At 41.2% G+C, this 18,802-nt stretch carries 11 protein-coding genes; all 11 read right to left on the minus strand.

Annotation, left to right across the window (positions count from 1 at the left end; all coding sequences use genetic code 11):
* Window positions 1-8: 8 nt before the first annotated feature.
* On the minus strand, window positions 9-3,140 hold the full coding sequence (locus I5M19_RS10320) for a SusC/RagA family TonB-linked outer membrane protein (RefSeq protein ID WP_200066253.1): 3,132 nt from the start codon (window positions 3,138-3,140) through the stop codon (window positions 9-11).
* A 222-nt stretch (window positions 3,141-3,362) separates the two neighbouring features.
* Window positions 3,363-5,534, minus strand: a complete 2,172-nt coding sequence (locus I5M19_RS10325; protein ID WP_200066254.1) for a TIM-barrel domain-containing protein — start codon at window positions 5,532-5,534, stop codon at window positions 3,363-3,365.
* Between the two features lie 122 nt (window positions 5,535-5,656).
* A complete protein-coding gene (locus I5M19_RS10330; RefSeq protein WP_200066255.1) occupies window positions 5,657-8,995 on the minus strand; it encodes a tetratricopeptide repeat protein in 3,339 nt (1,112 codons plus the stop codon).
* A 59-nt stretch (window positions 8,996-9,054) separates the two neighbouring features.
* Window positions 9,055-10,395 carry a sugar porter family MFS transporter gene (locus tag I5M19_RS10335; protein ID WP_317193228.1) on the minus strand — a complete coding sequence of 447 codons (1,341 nt, stop codon included), beginning with the start codon at window positions 10,393-10,395 and terminating at the stop codon, window positions 9,055-9,057.
* Between the two features lie 203 nt (window positions 10,396-10,598).
* Window positions 10,599-11,795, minus strand: a complete 1,197-nt coding sequence (locus I5M19_RS10340; protein WP_200066256.1) for an ATP-binding protein — start codon at window positions 11,793-11,795, stop codon at window positions 10,599-10,601.
* On the minus strand, window positions 11,792-12,799 hold the full coding sequence (locus I5M19_RS10345; RefSeq protein WP_200066257.1) for an ATP-binding protein: 1,008 nt from the start codon (window positions 12,797-12,799) through the stop codon (window positions 11,792-11,794). Before I5M19_RS10345 ends, I5M19_RS10340 begins: the two co-directional genes overlap by 4 nt.
* Window positions 12,792-13,208 (minus strand): anti-sigma regulatory factor, encoded by a 417-nt coding sequence (locus tag I5M19_RS10350; RefSeq protein ID WP_235985823.1) that lies wholly within the window; start codon window positions 13,206-13,208, stop codon window positions 12,792-12,794. The genes I5M19_RS10345 and I5M19_RS10350 overlap by 8 nt, the downstream gene beginning before the upstream one ends.
* Entirely contained in the window at window positions 13,186-13,593 is a 408-nt protein-coding gene (locus I5M19_RS10355) for an STAS domain-containing protein (RefSeq protein ID WP_200066258.1), read from the minus strand. The genes I5M19_RS10350 and I5M19_RS10355 overlap by 23 nt, the downstream gene beginning before the upstream one ends.
* A 6-nt stretch (window positions 13,594-13,599) precedes the next feature.
* Complete coding sequence (locus I5M19_RS10360; RefSeq protein ID WP_200066259.1) at window positions 13,600-14,463, minus strand: STAS domain-containing protein; 864 nt, start codon at window positions 14,461-14,463, stop codon at window positions 13,600-13,602.
* 800 nt (window positions 14,464-15,263) lie between these two features.
* Window positions 15,264-17,240 (minus strand): glycoside hydrolase family 97 protein, encoded by a 1,977-nt coding sequence (locus I5M19_RS10365; RefSeq protein ID WP_200066260.1) that lies wholly within the window; start codon window positions 17,238-17,240, stop codon window positions 15,264-15,266.
* Window positions 17,230-18,765, minus strand: coding sequence for a glycoside hydrolase family 28 protein (locus I5M19_RS10370; RefSeq protein ID WP_200066261.1), 1,536 nt, complete (start codon window positions 18,763-18,765; stop codon window positions 17,230-17,232). The genes I5M19_RS10365 and I5M19_RS10370 overlap by 11 nt, the downstream gene beginning before the upstream one ends.
* Window positions 18,766-18,802 lie beyond the last annotated feature (37 nt).

Here is an 18,802-nt window from a genome sequence, read left to right on the forward strand (position 1 = left end):
TAATTTTGTTAGAAACCCACGTTTACACCGAAGGAGTATGATTTCATTATCGGAATCGGATCATCCGCATAGTTGCTAAATCCGTTGCCAAGTGTTGATTTTTCCGGGTCTATACCCCGCCAGCTTGTAATAGTGAACAGGTTTTCTGCTGTTGCATAAATCCGTATGCGGTCAACACCAAGTTTTTTTAGCAATTTAGTGGGCACAGTATAACCCAGCTGTATGTTTTTAAACCTTAGGTAGTCCATACTTTCCAGCCAAAAATCCGACTCCGGACGGTTGTTAGCCGCATTAGCAGCTTCAAGCCGCGGATATAAAGCGTTCCGGTGCTCGAGGCTCCAGGTCTGATCAAGATATAATGTCTGGAAGTTATATCGTTGAGGTGCAATATTGGTACTTGTTTGGTTTTCAAGGAAATAATCTTTTCTGCCGGTAGTTGCCTGTAGCAATACACTCATATCAAAGTTATTCCAGCTGGCAAATAAATTAGCGCCATAGTTACAGGTTGGTCGTTGCTCATTCGTAGTAGGCACAGCCTTTTTATCAAAACTTCCTATTTGTCCGTCGCCGTTTAAGTCTTTATATAAAAGATCGCCGGGTGCAATATTTGCATTACCCTGATATGGCGCGTCATAAATATCCTGCCATGTTTGCGCTATGCCACTTGATGTAAGGTAGTAGGCAAAAAACCAGGGCATTTCCAGAAAATTCTTACTTGGGTTGAGATGCTGGCTCCATTTTTCGAGCCTGTCAATATTGTAAGAGAAATTGAACGTGGCACCGTAATTAAATTTATTAATATTTGAACGCCAGGTAAGGTTTAATTCTAAACCATCATTCCTGAAGGTACCTATATTTACGTTTGGCGGCACATATCCGGTAAGCAGGGTTGACAATACCGACGGACGTATCAAATTTGTTGTTAACCGGTCATATACGTCTATCTCTGCCGTTAGCTTATTATTAAAGAAACCCAGATCCAATCCAACATTGGCCACCCTTGTGGATTCCCATGTAAAATCTTCATTTAACTGCTTGTTGGCACTCACACCTGACACCAGTGTGTTTCCATTAAGTACATACGGGGTGCTCACTAAGGTTTGCAGTTGATCGTACCGGTTTACGCCACGGTTGTTACCAAGCGATCCATATGAAACCCGCAATTTACCAGAGGACACTACATTTTTAAGCGGTTCAAAGAATTTCTCTTCAGAGAATCGCCAACCTGCAGATACCGAAGGAAAATAACCCCATTGATGTCCCGGTGAAAATTTAGATGAACCATCAGCACGTATACTGGCTTCAAATAGATACTTATCGTTAATTGTATAGTTCAATCTGCCTACGTAAGATCGCAAACCCTCGTCTGTTGAGTTACCGGAAAAGCCTACGTTTAACGGAGCCAGGGCCTGGTTGCCAAGTTCGGTTATGCTTTGATCCAACCTGCCGCCTGCCCCAACAGAAAAACCTCTGTCAAGCCAGTATTCTTCAGTTGCTACAGCAAGTAAACTTAACTGATGCCCCTTGAAAATCTCTTTAGTATAATCGATACGCGCCTGTGCTAAAGTTTTATAACCCTGTCCTGAGGCATTGCTTAAATTGGTTGTAGATGGGAATAAGTTAAATACCGTACCTCCTGTTTGGAAATTGTAAAGGTCAACCCCCAGGTCGGTATAGCTTTTTTGAAACTGATTATAATAGCGTAAAGAATAATCAACGCGAGCTGTCAAACCTTTGATAGGTGACCATGCGCCATATATATCGCCATTAAACTCCTGGCGCTGTACTAAATTATGGCGCGCATTTATTTCTCCATATAAGTTATCCGCATTTGATGCTTCGCCGTAAGCCATAGCGCCACCGTATTGATTGGTTTCGTAGTTGTATGGCAACAAACCTGATATAGCTACAGTAAGCGGAGCATTACCATTGGAGTAATCTAAAAAACCATCGGGGAGGCCGAATTTTTGATTGGTCCATTGCCCGTCTAACCGTGCGCCAACAGTGATACTTTTATTGATATTATAATCAAAATTGGTTCGGAAATTATAACGCTTGGCATCATTGTTAATTAGGTAGCCGTTTTCGTCATATATACCTACCGAAACAAAATAATTACCATTATCATTTGCACCGGCAGCAGATATATTGTGCTGTGCTAATTTGCCGTTATGTGTTACATAATCCAACTGATTAACTTCCGGAAATCTGATGGGGTCAACCATGCCTTGTGCCAACCACTCGTCGATGGTTCCGTCGTAAAAATTGGGTTGGGTTCTGCCATTCCTTGAAGCGCGTTGTTCTAAGGTAAGCGCCATCGGATAGTCAGTTAAAAAATTATAAAAATTGGTGGGCTTATCAGTGGCAAATGTTGCGGTATAGCTGATCTTAGGTTTTTTTAACCCCTTGCCTGATTTAGTGGTGATGAGTATAACCCCTGTAGCAGCCCTTGATCCGTAAACCGCAGCGGCGGCGGCATCTTTTAATACAGAGATGTTTTCAACATCATTAATATTTATTCTGTTGATATCAACATCCGGAATACCATCTACTACGATCAGCGGATCGGTATTACTGGTAGGCGAGCTAAGGCCACGTACCAATAACTTGGCCTGGCTTGAACCGGCTAAAGAGGTACTTTGCTGTACAGATAATCCCGGAACCATCCCGGATAAAGCCGTAGATAAGTTGGTTACTGAACGGTCAGATACTTTCTCATCAATAGTTACAGATGATACGGAACCTGTTAAGTTTACCTTCTTACGTGTACCATAACCAACAACTACAACCTCATCTAACGCGCTGCTGTTTGCGGCAAGCGTTACATTTATTTGAGTTCGGTCTTCCACCGTAATTTCCCGGGCAACATAGCCCACAAAACTAAAAACAAGCACTGAATTAACATTCGGTACAGCTATTTGGTATTTTCCATTGGCATCTGTTGCCGTTCCGTTTGTTGTGCCCTTTACCCGCACATTAACACCGGGTAAAATGGTTTTACCGTCGGTATCATAAACTGTTCCGCTTACTACTGTATCTGCCACAATATGGTTAGCAAGCGGGGTATTTGCTAACAAACTATCGGGGTTAACCCAAATTTGTGACATGAGTAACAGAAAGAATAATAAAAGTTTTCTCATATTGAATTGGTTTGATTATAAATTGGTTAGCATTAATATTTGCGCTAAGGTTACACCAAAGTTATGGCCTTACCGTTACGGCTAAATGGAAGATTTAATGAATAGGATGGATTATATTATGATTTTTGAGGAAAATAATGTGTTATTATATGCCCATAACACAGCCCTTCCATTGTATTAACAATAGCTTAATATTATGGCTTTTATGAATTTAAGGACCGGTTAGTTGATATGTTCCCAGGATGTGATGCGATAGATTTTTTGTTTAAATTTACCGTCACGCACAACGTTACCTTTATTTTTTATCCAACCAAGGGTTAACCAATTAAACTGATTGTTTTGGTAATTAAACGTGTAAGTATTATCCTCAAAGAGATGCGTTGTTTTACCCCTGACATCACCATATGTTTTACAGGTAATATCAAATGTAGTTTTAGGAGTAATGTATTCAACCGGTTTTGCCAATGGAAGTATAGTGCCGCTCTTAACAAACATGGGCACTTCATCGAGGCTCATAGTTATGGTGTATTTTTTTCCGCCTTCATACTTCTTGTTCGTATTAAAATCATACCACGTGCCCGCCGGAAAATAAATTTCGCGGGTAGATACTCCATCAATAAATGGTGCGCACATTATGCTTTCGCCCATCATATACTGGTCATCTAACTTCCATACATTGGCATCGTCGGGGTAATCCATTACAAGTGCCCTGAAGGGCGGAACGCCTTTAAAATGATAATCTGCAAATGCGCTATACAGATAAGGCATTAATCTATAACGCGTCTCTATCAGCTTTTTAACCTTCAATTCCAGTTCCTTACGATTTGGAAGCAGCTCATCATTGTTGTTTTTGTCACGGTTAAACTGATACCAGGGCAGGTTTTTAAGAAACCAGCAATCAACATTCATATGTGCCGACATCATTGCCGTCTGCAATCGGCGCAACAGATCACTCTCCGATCTGATATCGCGTACCTCGGGCGACCAATTCACACCTGAAAAGCCGGAGTTAACAATCATCCGCACAAAATCAGCATGACTATACATATCGGTATATAAAACAGCGCTGTACGGAGCGGCGAATAAATAGGATGCCCTCACCTCAAGTACAGTACGCTTGTTTTCCTTTTTATACTCATCTAAAATAGTTTTCTGATATAAAAAGCCAAATATTTGCCGCATTTGTTCGCCATCTAAGCCCGACGGGAATTGCGCAATATCAGGGTAACTCCATTCGCCGGCGGCCTCATCATAATATGCACCGTCACATTCATCAAGTTTAAAAGCTGAGATCCCTTTTTTTATGAAGTTATTATCATGATAATCCCCGAATATTTTACGGGCCCGGGGCAATGTAAAATCCGGCACGGCCCCTTTCCACACTGCATAGTTGCCTGATAATGGTGCTATACTATCAAATATCGGCGAAGTTGGATGCACGTAGGCATGTTCCCATAAATTAAGTTTATAGTGCCTGTCGGTCATAATGTTTATTAAACTATCGGGCGCGGGGTATTTTGTTTTATTCCAGGTATAAGAGCAGGAATAAGCCGCTGATTGCCAGCCTGGTTCCAAACCGAACATGTCGCACGGAATATGATTGTCTCTGAAATATTTAGAAAAACTGATAACCTCCGGTTCAGTAAAAGTGTTTTTTGCCCGGTATTTAAATCCCAAACCCCACAATGGCGGTATTGCGCCACCGCCTGAGTACAAGTTGTACCGCTCCATTACATTCTTCATAGTAGGGCCTTCAAATACCAGTATTTCCATTCCCTCAGATCCCTTTACCTGAATCTCCACCTTGTTGGATGTTTTATATTGCTTATTATATAGCGCTGCCGGAGATGAGCCTGGCTCTGCCGTTTTAGCTATATTTTCTTTTATACCTATACTTTCTGCAAGTTTATGCTGTGAGCCCACATAAAAATTTACATATCGTGAGGTATTTACCAAAATACCATAACCCTTTGATGATATGTAAAATGGCATGGGCGCATGGCTAAATCCAATATCACCAACCACCTTGCTATTTGTACGTATCTCGCGGCGCATACCGCGTTGTTCAAATGTATTTACCTGTAGTCCGAAGCCATATATGCGCTCTTTAGGGTCAAGGTTTAATTCTGCAGTCGCCCCACCGGCAAGAGAAGCAAATTTTATAACCTTTAACATTTCAGGCACACCGTCACCTTCCCCCATTTTCTTCATTTCATCCAGCAGCGCGGCATCTTTAAAATCTCCCGGCTTAACACTTTCGGGTTTACCATAAACTATTTTCCACACACCGGGCGCAACTTTTGTAATATGTTGGGCATTAGCATTCGCAACGGTAAAAAAAAGTAATACAATGGAAGTAAATGTTATAGTGGATAGCTGTTTAAATAAAGTCATTACAATTGGTTTAAGGGGTACGGGTATTTCAAATATATTTATAACCATCTAAAAACTGATGGAAGATTAAACTTTAGTGATGGACTATTTTGCTATTTGGCAAATTGAAAACACAAAGAAGGTTACCTTAACTTAAAATTTTGACGTATCATGTTTAAATGTGCCCTCGCTCCCTGGTGCACTTTATCCATATCAAGAACTTTTTCTAAAAATCTGGTTGCCAATTCCGATTCGCTCAACCCGAAATACCCAAGCGCCTTTATAAAGTAACAGTGTATTTTATTACGAAGATTAAGATCATCATCAAACACCAGCATGTTAGGTAATGACACTGCGAAGTAATCTATCTTTATATCATCGTTCATGTGCTGATCGCCATAGGTTATCAGATTCCTGAACAATTGATTTGCTATTTCATCCTCCCCTAATTTTATCCGGGCCAGCCCCTGGTAAAGTATCTTATCGGGTTGCTGATCATTATAAAACATTGCTGCTGACGGTTCCTGAGCACCTTCAGTTGCTTTGATAAAATATTCTTTTGCTTTTTTTAAATCTCCAAGCGCTTCATGTGCGCATCCGAGCCAATAAAATATATCATTTTCCTGAGCGCCAAAAAGCTTTCCCTCGCCTAAATTATACGGATACTTTTGCGCTCTTGTTAAAAGTGGTATTGCGTCTTCATAATTATTATTGCAAATGGCTTCCTGAGCCAGATTTACTAAGCTGTAAACATACTGCCCGGAGGCCTTTCCCTCGCCCCCTTCCCAGGGATGAAATTTTCGCTGACCAATCATTTGCAATGCTTTTTTATTTTCCCCAATGAAATTAAGAAGACTTATATACTCTAAATAAACATCGTCGCGGGTTAAAACAGTTTGCATGTTGTTTTCTAAAAATGCTAAACGCTCCTGCGGGGATCTATTGATCCTTTTGTATAACTGATCGAGCTCCATTAATATCCGCGAATCCGATTTGTCTAACTCAAAAGCCTTTTCAAAATATTTTTGCGCTTTTTCCTGATCATTGCGTTGATTAAAAAAGGCTATACCCAAATTCCTGAATACGGTAGGAAAATTATTATTTAACTGAGCAGATAGCTTCCAGTAATTAATCGCGTCGTTATATTGGCGCTTATCATAAAATAAATTGCCTAAGTAATATGGGGCTTTGCTGTCAGCAGCATTTAATTTAATAGCTGATTGCAAAATATTTATTTCTTCGAGACGATTGGGAAAACAAAGATAAGGATCAGCTGCGTTGGCCTTTTCTAAATAAATCAATGCCTCATTCTGATTGTTGATCTGGTTATAAAGCCATCCAAAATAATAATAGATTAAAGGGCTTTGACCACGTTCTTTTAAGGCATATTTTAAAAAGTTTATGGCCTCAGCATAAAGGCCGGCATTTGCATAATCAAGCGCATAAGCCATATAATTTTTTTCGTTGCTTCTTGATAGCTTTATTAAATTATCAATTGCATGCTTAGCCTGAGGTTTTTTGTTCAATAAATCAAAACTTAATGCCTGCTCATATAATGCCCCTAAATTAAACCCATCGTGTTTTAATGCTTCTTCGCAAACTGTACCGGCATGTGCAAACATACCCAGATGGCGGCATGCTGCTGCTTTTATAACATATGCTTTACTGTTGCTGGTATTAACACTTATGGACAGGCCAATGTGCTGCAAAGCAAGTTCAAAATTGCCCCTTTTCATATCTATTTGAGCAAGGCAAAAAAAGCCACTATGTCGCCAGGCACTGCTCCATGTGGCTTTATAAAAGCTTTTGTAAGCCTCGTCATCGTTACCTGATAGCTTTAAGGCTAATCCAAGATTATAATAGGGTTCACCATCATACGGATTAGGGTTACGTTTTGTAGCGGTTGCTATTGCGTTACTGAAGTATGATATACTTCTGTGGAACTGCCCCCTTCTTAAATACCAAAGACCCAGGGCATTGTTACACCTGATATCACCAGGATCATTCTCTAACGCTTTTTCATAATAAGGAACGGGATTATATGTTGCATGCCGGTACTGCTCCAGATGCTGTCCTGTAAGAAACAATTGTTCATTGTTTTTTATTTCATCAGGCTGAAGAGCAGGTTGGGCAGGTTGCGGAATTTCATTTTTTTTGTTTTCAGCAGGATTATATGTTATCAACGTTTTCCCGGATGCGTCTTTTACTGAAAATAACAGGTCATCTTCTTTTATGCGCGCGTTTATTGGTATAGTTCTTATATAAACCTTGCCGGGCCTGATGTTAACACGATCTGTAAAAAGGCATTGTTTGCCGAACATTAGGTTAATACTAACATCAGTATTTACAGATGTAACATATACCTTTAATGTAACCTTATCACCCGCCTTTTCCATAGCAACTAAAATATCCTTAGTGGCATTTTTTACAAGTCCCAGTTTTTGGTAAGGCAAAAAATATTGTGTAAATGATTTCTCCTCGTTTGGCATTAACCAGGTAAAATCGGGCTGATTATCAGTGAACATGCCAGTCATTAGTTCTATATATGGCCCGTCCTCGTCAGTTAAATTTCTGTCCCAGGCTCGCCCGAAATCACTATGTCCCCAGGTCCATTGCTTTTTACCGGGTGAAAAATGGTGATTTGCAACATGTAACAGTCCTCCCTCGCTATCATGTTCATATCCTCCCACAAAGTCATATTCGGAGTTTATTGCCATATATGACGTAGGTACAGGTATATTTTTATACCACGAAATATCTGTACCCGGAGCGTAATCAACCTTATAATAAGTACCGGTTGCTATTGGAAAAGTTGATACATCGCGTTTGCCATGATCAAAAACAGCATTTACATCAGGCGGAAAAACAGATTGATAATAGTCGTTCACCTTAACGGCCGGATTAGCCCACCATAGAAATGTTTGAGGCAGCGGCGATGTATTAAGTAATTTTGCCTTTATCTCTAAATACGCTTTACCCGGGTACAGAGTAAACCCTGCCATCCCCTTGGTATGGAACATCTGCTCAATCTCGTTTACCCAAACCGTTTTGCTTCCGTCGGCATTCTCTTCAATTTTATAATCAATGGCTTCAAAAGTACTTGGCCTGTGATGCTGAGGCCAGTTAAATTCTATTCCTCCGGATATCCAGGGGCCGGTTAAACCTACCAATGCCGGCTTTATCACATGGTTATAGTATATAAAATGACGGCCTTTTATTTTGTCATAAGCCATTTGTATCCTGCCACCAAGTTCGGGCAGGATCATCACCTTAATGTATTCATTCTCTAAAAAAAGACCTGTATATGCTTTGTCTTCCTTTTCGTCATATATTTTTTCGATAACAGGGTTAGGGTATACTACGCCGCTACTCCCCTGATAAACACGCTTTTCGAAAAACATAGGATTTTTATCTGGCTTTCCAATACCATATGTGGGTATAATTACTTTTTCCTCCCAGGCATTTACATAAGATTCATTCATTCTAAGAATATTTTCTCTTTGAATTATTAGTGGTTTATTCGTATAGATTACCGTAAATATTAATGCCTTACCAGGCTATCTTCCAATTCCTCCAGCGTCCGACCTTTGGTTTCTTTAACCTTCTTTAATACAAACAAGAAACCCAGGAAACAGATACCGGCATAAAGGTAAAACGGGCCATACGCTCCTAACCATTCAGCGAGAATGGGAAAAGTGAAAACGAGCACAAAATATGCCCCCCAGAGCGAAACAATGGCCACTGAGGAAGCAGCACCCCTGATTTTATTAGGAAATATCTCAGAGATGAGCACCCATGTTACCGGAGCTAATGAAATAGCATATGTACTTATGGCCAGTAAAACAAATATGGATATCAATGTAGCAGAGTATTTGCCATGTAACATAAAGGCCAATATGATATAGATAACTGACAGACCTAAAGAGCCAAACAACATTAACGGGCGCCGACCAATCCTATCTACCAATCGCATTGCTAAAAGGGTGAATACAAGGTTGACTATTCCTATTGCTACCGTTTCAAATAGTTGGCGATCTAGATCAGCACCTACGGATTCAAATATTGTAGAGGTATAGTTAAAGACTACATTTATACCGCAAAACTGCTGAAATACTGCCAATGTGATCCCGATCAATACCGCAGGCCTTACAGTTTTATCAAAAACAGCTTTATAACTTTCCTTTTTAATTCCCTGTAGTGAAAGTTGAATTGCACCAATTGTTTTATCAGCAAACGATGGCGAACCGATTTTATTTAATACCGCTTTAGCTTTTTCTGCCTGCCCGTCTTTTAAAAGCCAGCGAGGACTTTCGGGTAACCAGAACACGCCTAAAAAGAAAACAACCGACGGCACTACACCTAAACCAAACATCCAGCGCCAGGCGTCAGGTCCGGTATCAGCCAAAAGGTAATTGACCAGATTAGTAATTAATATTCCAATAACTACCGTTAATTGATTAATGGCCACATTGCGCCCGCGAACTTTAGCAGGAGACACTTCTGCAATATACATTGGGCACAGCATAGACGCCATACCCACACCAATACCTGCAGCAAACCTCATGATAACAAATAAACTAAGGCCCTGAGAAAGTGCTATACCAATTGATGAAACAGCAAATATAGCCGCCGCAAGCATTAAACCCGGCTTTCGGCCATACCTGTCAGACAGTTTACCCGCAATTAAAGAACCAGCTATACAACCCAACGCTAATGATCCGGTTAAGAACCCTTCCCACCAGGCATCCAGCATAAATTGCGTTCGTAAAAAAGGCAACGCACCGGAAATAACTGCAAAATCAAATCCGAATAAATAGCCGCCCAATGCCGATATAAAAGATATACCAATAATATAATTATTGTTGTAGGTTTCAGTATGCACGATCAGATCAAATAGGTTTTTATAAAGATGTAAGTTTGTACAAAACCCTACAATGGATTTATTATTTCAAAGGATGGATTATTTTATGACAGAAAAATATAGATTTGGCTATGTGCTTCGGGCAAATACTGCAAGTATGCTTTTGCAAACAGAACAAGGAGAGCGATGACCGAGTATGATGTACTAAAAGTGTACCTTAAAAATTATGCCTTTACCGGCGGCAGGGTAAAATAAAAAGTAGACCCTTCGCCTGCGCTGCTTTCGGCCCATATACGGCCGCCATGATCGGTTACAATTTTTGAAGTGATATACAAACCCATACCCAAACCGGCATGCGTTGTCAGCACATCTTTTTCGCGATAGAATTTATTAAATATTGATTGCAGATTCTCCCCGGAAATGCCTTTGCCTTCGTCTGTAATGGCCACTAAAACATACCCATCGGCCTCAATTTTAGTAGTAAGCCGAATAGCGGTTTGTCTGGACGAATACTTAGCCGCGTTACCAAGTAAATTTGAAAATACTTGCTCAAGTCGTAACGTATCAATTAACACATCCACGTCATCGCCCAGTTCCGAAAAAACTTCGTGATAAGGCAGTATATGCCGCATAACCGTGAGTTGCTCGGTAATGAAGTTATTAAATGAAACCGTATTTTTACTGTATTGTAAATTCCCATTTTCCATCCTGGATATATCCAGCAGCTGCTGGACCAGCGTTATCAGCTTATTTGATTGCTGATCTATCTTATCCAACACGCCCCTCAAATGGTCTGACAAAGGCTCCTTAGTGGCTTTTGCCATTTGGGTATATGCCTTTAGTATGGTCATCGGGGTCTTTATCTCGTGGCTGGCTACAGAAATAAACTCAGTCTTTTTCTCATCAATTACTTTCGACTGGCGTATCTCCAATTCCTGTTCCTCTGCTATTTTATGCAGATTCAGGTTTCGCCTTTTAATTTCTTCATAAGGATTCAGCGGCTCTTGTTCCTTAAAATATTTGCGTAATTCGCCGATTTTTACCGGATCAAGCTTAAGTGAACGCGGTAAGCCCATTTGCATCTGAACAACGCTAATGCCGTTAGTAGTGGTCAGTTCAAATTCGGGCACCAGCTTCTGCGCGTAAAAAAAGCCTTCTTCCTTTGCGGTCAATTTGGTTTCACTTTCAAAACTAACCAGGGCAATTAAAGCGTAACGTGTTTTGTTTTGGATAAGACCGATCACCAGGCTGCCATTGTCAGTGTATTCAATCACCGTCCTTGACACATCGGATACCGCCGTGGCAAAAGTGGTTTGGGTTGCCACAGTAAGGCCCAGCTTTTCCGCTACCTTCATGGACCTTTTGTGTGCCAGCACCAAGTCCATCTCATTTTCCAGTGAAATGCTAATTACCTCGATCATTTAATTTTCGCGATCACTACCGACATATCGTCGTTTCGGCGGGCGTGATCTTTGTAAATAGCCGCCGCTAAGATGGTGAGATCGTATTTATACATCCATGGGTACCGCGCCATATCTATGCGGGTTTTGATACCATCAGAACATAGCATTACCTGGTTATAATCTTCGGCCGGATAAGACTGATCGTTCATAGTATTTGGGATATTATGACCCACAATACCGTTATATGACATGTGATTTTTTAAATTAACAGCGCCAAATAACCTGGCCTGTATATTTCCCACCCCTGTGGTACTCCAGGTTCGCGTAGTGAAATCAAATCCAACAATGTTGATCACCGCCCCCCTTGTTTTTTTAATGGCGTTATGTATAAACCGGATAGTTTCTGTCGGGCTATATTCCGGAAATACCCGGAACGCCGTTGCCGCTTCATTAATTGCTTTATTGGCTTCAGGGCCATGGCCTAAACCATCGGCCAGCATCATTTTGAGGTATTTTTCTGTCTTTTTATAAACAAACCCATCGCCGCTTGTTTTTTCACCAGGCTTAGCTACCACAATTGGGCGCATAACCAATTTGTCTTTATTGATATTTCCCGGTTCATTATAAACACGACTCATCGCAATGGTTCCCCAACCGGTAAGCGAATAGAGTTCAAATGTATCAGACAAGCGTTTCATACTACCAAGACCGTGGCCCAAAGTATTGGTGGTGGACACTCCGTCCTGCATCATTTTAGATGGATTTGCCATTCCCGGTCCATTATCAATACTGATCAGTTCTATATACGGATTGCCGCTATTGGTAAAAACCCCCATCAGCAACTCGCCATCGTCACTGTACTTAAATAAATTCGAGGTCATTTCGGCAACGATCAGGTCAAGCTGGTTGATACGGGCCACGGCCATGCCTGCCTCTGTGGCGACACGGTGAATCTCTTTTTTGATCAGTGAGAAATAGCTCCTGTCGTCTGCTTTAAAACTAATATGGGTAGCATCAACCATTGGCCCATTTTATTATCGTTATCACTGTACCCTCGCCTACTTTACTTTTAATATCAAATTCGTTTACCAGGCGTTTGGTGCCCGGCAGGCCCAGGCCTAAACTTTTACCAGTAGAAAAACCATCGCGCATGGCCGCGGCAATATCCGGTATGCCGGGGCCCCTGTCTGAAAAAGTCAGGCGTACACCATTGTTGCGCCCGCTGGATACCACTTCAATAAGGCATACCCCGCCATTAGCATAGCGCATCATGTTGCGCACCAGCTCGCTGGCAGCAGTTAGCAAACGGGTTTGGTTAACCAAACCCATTTTTATTTTCACGGCCGTTTCTTTTACCCTGTTCTTCAGGAAAACCACGTCCTGCTCTTTGAGCACCTGAATGGTGTCCTTACTCAGCGATAAGATCATCATCCTGCTCTTGGTCTTCGTCCTCCTCGGTAACCTCGATCATGGATTTCAGCAAGTTCATACCTTTTTCCATATCCAGTGCAGTATGTACGCCTTTAAGTGGTAAACCCAATTCTATCAGGGTTATAGCAACCGCGGGCTGCATTCCCACCACCACGGTTTCGGCATCTAATATCTTAGACATACTGGCAATGTTGCCAATAATGCGGCCCATAAAAGAATCCACAATGGATACTGCCGAAATATCGATCAGCACCCCTTTAGCATTGGTGTTATTAACCATCTGCACCAAATCGGCTTCCAGGTTAAGCGCCAGCCGGTCATATAAATCGACCTGGATGGTAACCAGCAGGAAAGCCCCCATCCGCAGAATAGGAATTTTATCCATTTATGTTTAATTTTTTTGTAGGCTATTGATCTTTCTAACTTCCAAACGCATTGCCCTGAAAGAATAAGCCAGCGCGCTGGCCAGAGTTGCTTTGGTAATGATATTTGACAGATCAATACCTAAATGTACTACGGTTTGCGCAATTTCCGGACGGATACCGCTGATGATACATTCGGCTCCCATCAGGCGTGTAGCGCTTACGGTTTTAATTAAATGCTGTGCCACCAGTGAATCTACCGCGGGCACACCAGAAATATCCAGGATAGCAATGCTCGAACCTGTCTCAACGATCTCCTGTAATAGGTTTTCCATTACAATCTGTGTGCGGGCACTGTCTAAAGTACCAATGATAGGTAAAGCTAATATCCCGTCCCAAACGCGGATAACCGGGGTAGATATTTCAGTGATTTCATCCGTTTGACGCAATATCACCTCTTCACGCCCCTTAATAAAGGTCTCGAAGGTTACCACACTCAGATTATCCATCAGGCGGTTGATCTTCGTACTTTCGGCATACAAAGCTTTAGCATCATTCGGGATCTCGCCCTGCAAAACTTCCAGTATGGCTTCCTTTAATGAGAATACAAAATTACCTGTTTCACGTGGACTAAAACCCTGGCGGGCACGGGTAATGGCTATGCCGCCTAAAATTTCAATCACCGGGTTCCATTCTTCCGAATCAAGGTTGGTGAAATTAGCACCCGACAGATTACCTATCAATGCGTCAATCAATTCTTCCGACTGCATGCGCAGCTCTTCGTTACTGATCAAGTCTTCGCGTAAGCCTTCATCAGCCAGTTGGTTCTTCATCCAAAGTTCCAGGATGATTTTTTTCTTTTTTTGTAACAATTGATGTGTTTTTAGTGACATGAGTGAAGGATACAGGCTAACATTAAACTATATGATTCAAACTTGGCAAAGTTGAAATAAAGCTGAAAGGTAGAAAATAGGTTTGGTAATTGAAAATACTATTAATAAATAGTTTTAATTGAATTGATTAATTAAAAGGAAAAAAGAACAGCCAACCGTCTTTTATTTTTATCACCTAAATAATTATAGTCACATTGCGTCAACTCGTTGTGTTTGGTCATTATCAGCTGGGGAAAAAAATTGGGTTTAATGTTTTTCTCATAATGCTGTTAAAACATAAACAAAACAACAACCTTTCGTTTACATTTTTGGTTAAAAACATGCACTGTTTGTAGAACAGTGCATGTTGATTTCATCAAATTCAAGATGTAAGAATTTATAAGATTGGCCAGCAGATGGATCATGGAAAGCAAAATATTTAATTAAGCTAAAATTACCTCCTATTCCAGCTTCAGGGATATTTTAATACATATTCAAATGCTTGGAAACGTTTACGCGCGCTGCCTAATAATTGGCTGGCCTTTACAACCGCCCTTCATCCACTTATGTATTCTGGAGATAGCTTTTTCACCTACCCCCCAATGGAAGAAAAAAAAATAAAAGCATTCAAATTAAATGCTTAGTTCATCAAATTTTCCGCATGGGTTCGACCCATAAAGTAATAACGCTGATATCTTTTATGAAATCAGCGTTATAAGGAGCCCGTAGAGAAAGCTTTCAGAGCCCCCTTTTAACAGAATTGAAACAAATCTTAAAGTTCAAAGAATTTTTATATTCAAGATATATTATTATGTACCTGTTTATTGCTTAGTTATTTTTACAACCGCTCCGCCATTGGCAGCTACATCTAAATCTAATACATCATTGCGGGTTACTGTGCGTGTTTCCTTTTTTAAATGGTTTGGATCAATATCCGTATCGGCTGCATCTGTATAAATATCAGCACTGTATTCACCCTCGCCTAAAAAATCGAGTTTAACAACTTCTTTTCGTGGCTGATTATTGGTAATAATTCCTATAAACCAATTATCGCCATTTCGCCTTGCTATGGTTACATATTCATTTATTACAGCAAGCGGAACCCGGGTTTCGTCCCATGTAGTAGGCACAGCTTTTAAAAAGTCAAATCCGGGCTGCCCTTCGTACGCTTTCGGAAAATCACAAACCATACCCAGATAACTCTCTAAAACCACATACATGGCAAGCATATGGCAGCGTGTGCTCGTTACCAATGGCTTGCGGTATCTGATCTTGAATTCAGATTGCGGTACCGAACGGAATCCGCCCAAATGATAATCGGTAGGGCCGGCCAGCATACGGGTAAAAGGCATGCTGATATCATGACTGGCATTAATGGTAGTGTCCCATTTATACACTTCGTAGTTACGGGTCCCTTCGCGGGTAAACTCGTTAGGGTACATGCGGCTTAAGCCCGAAGGCTTGCACGAACCATGAAACTGGATATGCAGGTGATGCCGTGCAGCACTTTGCAATATCTTTTCCTGCATATTGATCATTTCCTGATCGTCACGATCCATAAAGTCAACCATCAGTCCGCTTATGCCCCACTTTTCATATTGGGTAAATGCTTTTTCCAATATAGGATAAAGTGGTTTCCAATGCACCCATACACGTATACCCACGCCTTTGCTTTTTGCATAATCGCAAATTTGCTTCATATTAATTGTTGATATGGTTTTAGAAGGATCGGCATGCGGACCGGGCATAAAATCGGGGCCATCATTCACATACCATTCATGCTGTCCATACTCTACTACCGAATGATATTCGATTCCATTACGGGCACAAAAATCAATGTAATATTTATTGGTTTCAAAGTTATTCCCCGGCGCAAAAGTAGTGTCGGGCACTACGGTTCCGTTCCACCACGGGAAGGTTGATTTACCTGGCTTTATCCATGAGGTGTCTTCTATTTTACAAGAGTCGTTGAGGCTGGTAATAAGATTAGATTCGATGAGCGCACCGGCCCTGTCGCTGATGATGGCTACGCGCCATGGCGTTTGGTGAGGCAATACCGCCTTTACCTTTTCTTTAGTTTGACCGGGCAGCGGCGATAAACGTCCGCGCATGGTACCATCTGCATTTTTACACAGATACATACCTGCGTAATTTAATACTTCAGCCTCGGTAATAGCCATATAAATATTATCCGGATACTCAAAGGTTGCCGGCATATCCATTAGGGAATCCGGCTTCAATTGGGAATACAATTCGTGGGTATAAGGGCCTTCGTGTGAGGTGGTATATGAGGGCAAAAACAGCACCAAAGCTTTAGGATCTCCCGCAAGATTAAAAGCGGTGTTCTCATCGTACATAACGTAATTTTTCCAGCCTGTTTGTTCAGGAAATTCGTACCGAAAGGCAACGCCATCATTATAAGCCCTAACTACCAGATTTAACTTACGATGTGGCGCTGCTTTTTCGATAAACGGAATTAACATTTGCTGGTAATGGTTGCGCACATGTTTTGCCTTGCCTACAACCAGATCGTAGTAACCATCAGCTTTGCTGTACACCACCTTGCCCGTTTTAAGCCCTTTACCCCAATAGCCACTATCAAAATTGAGCGTTAGCGGCGACGAGCCGATTACAGGATGCTTTTTATAAGCAACACTGTAAACCGGGGCATCCGCAGTGAGCTGTATGGTAAAAGTCAGGTTATCATCAGGCGAAGACAACTTCACCCTTTTTTGTGCCATTAGCGTTACGGGCAAAACCCATAGCAACAGCATTAACGCGCTTAATTTATTTTTCATTACCAATGTTTTTTACGGTTAATCCTGAATCGTTATAAAAATCTTTACAGTTATTCAGCAAAACATCCTCCATGCCCGGATTGGCAGGTGATGCGTTGGCCTTAAAACTGGTAAGGCGCATATTATCTACCTTAACGGCTTCAACTGCGTTGGTATAATATTTTTTATCGATATTCTTATCCCAGGTTACTACCACCTGATTCATGAAAACATTGCTGGCATTCTCTACATAAATAGCCGGTATGTTACGTGCAAACAGCTCTTTATGCGGCACCGTATTCGGACGCAGATCGAGGTTACCGCCTATGGTTTCTTCTTTAGCACTTTTTACAAACTCCATACGCAGGTTGGTAAAGAATATATTATCGATATGCGTTTCGTCAGAAGCGTATATGTTGATACAGTTTTCGCTGCGGCAGGTAACGTTGGTAAAATTCACGTTTTTAATGGTACCCACTTTGCCGTTTGGCATACCGCGCATAGCGGTAATTTTAATAGGGTCTCCCTCGCCCCACCAGTCGCCGGTGTGCAAACGGGTTTCTATATTGATATTGTTAAAGGTGATGTTTTCCATCGAGCCGTAATCGCCGACGCCTAGGTTTATCCCGCGGTTAGAATCAAAGATAGTGATATTATCAAAGTTGTAATTATACATGTTGTTCTGGTCCCAGCCACCTATGCGAATACCGCTTGAGCGCGAGCGCAAAATGCAATTGCTTACATTGATGTTTTCGGAACGCTTTAAAATCCCTTTAAAACCGGGATCACCCCAATGCTGTGCATAACCGGCCAGTACAATGGCATCATCTCCGCAAGAAAAATAACAGTTTGATATGTTTACGTTACTGCTGGATATTACATCAAGCCCGTCGCTGTTAGGTATGTTCAGGTTATTGTCAATACGCAAACCATCAACAATTACATCATCGCTGTGCACTATCAGGAAGGTCCAGTACGGCGCATCAACACATTTAAAACCTTTTAAAACCACCTTTGTACATTCGCTGAAAATGATCATCTGATGAAAGCGGTCTTTCGGATAAAATGGTCCGTCGCCTGTACCCGAAGAAACCTTACGGAAATTATCCTTTTGGCGTGTATCAGATTTGTCACCTATAACTTTCGCGCTATCGATATACATCATTTTCATGCCCTGACCAAATACTATCCCATTCCCTGTTATGGAAACGTTATCCGTCTTCTCTGTGTAAAAAACACCGGCAAGCTGTTCGTTGTGTTTCTGGTATTGTTTAAGATCGGTTGTGGCTATCAATCTCGCACCGGTCTCGAAATGAAAATCCACGTTTGATTTCAGATTCAAGGTACCTGTCAGGTAATCGCCCTGCGGAATATAAACCATACCTCCGCCATTTGCCGAACATATATTTATAGTTTTCTGAATTTGAGCGGTAGTTAATGTTTTACCATCGTTTTTTGCACCATAATCAAGTACATTGTATTTATCTTTAGCATAAGAGCTAAATATGGTTAATAGCAACGATAAAAATAGGAGAGCTTTTTTCATTATAATTTTATATTAAGATTCTTAAGTTTTAAGCGAT

Origin of the sequence: Mucilaginibacter segetis, assembly GCF_016522075.1 — a bacterium.
Lineage (GTDB): Bacteria > Bacteroidota > Bacteroidia > Sphingobacteriales > Sphingobacteriaceae > Mucilaginibacter > Mucilaginibacter segetis.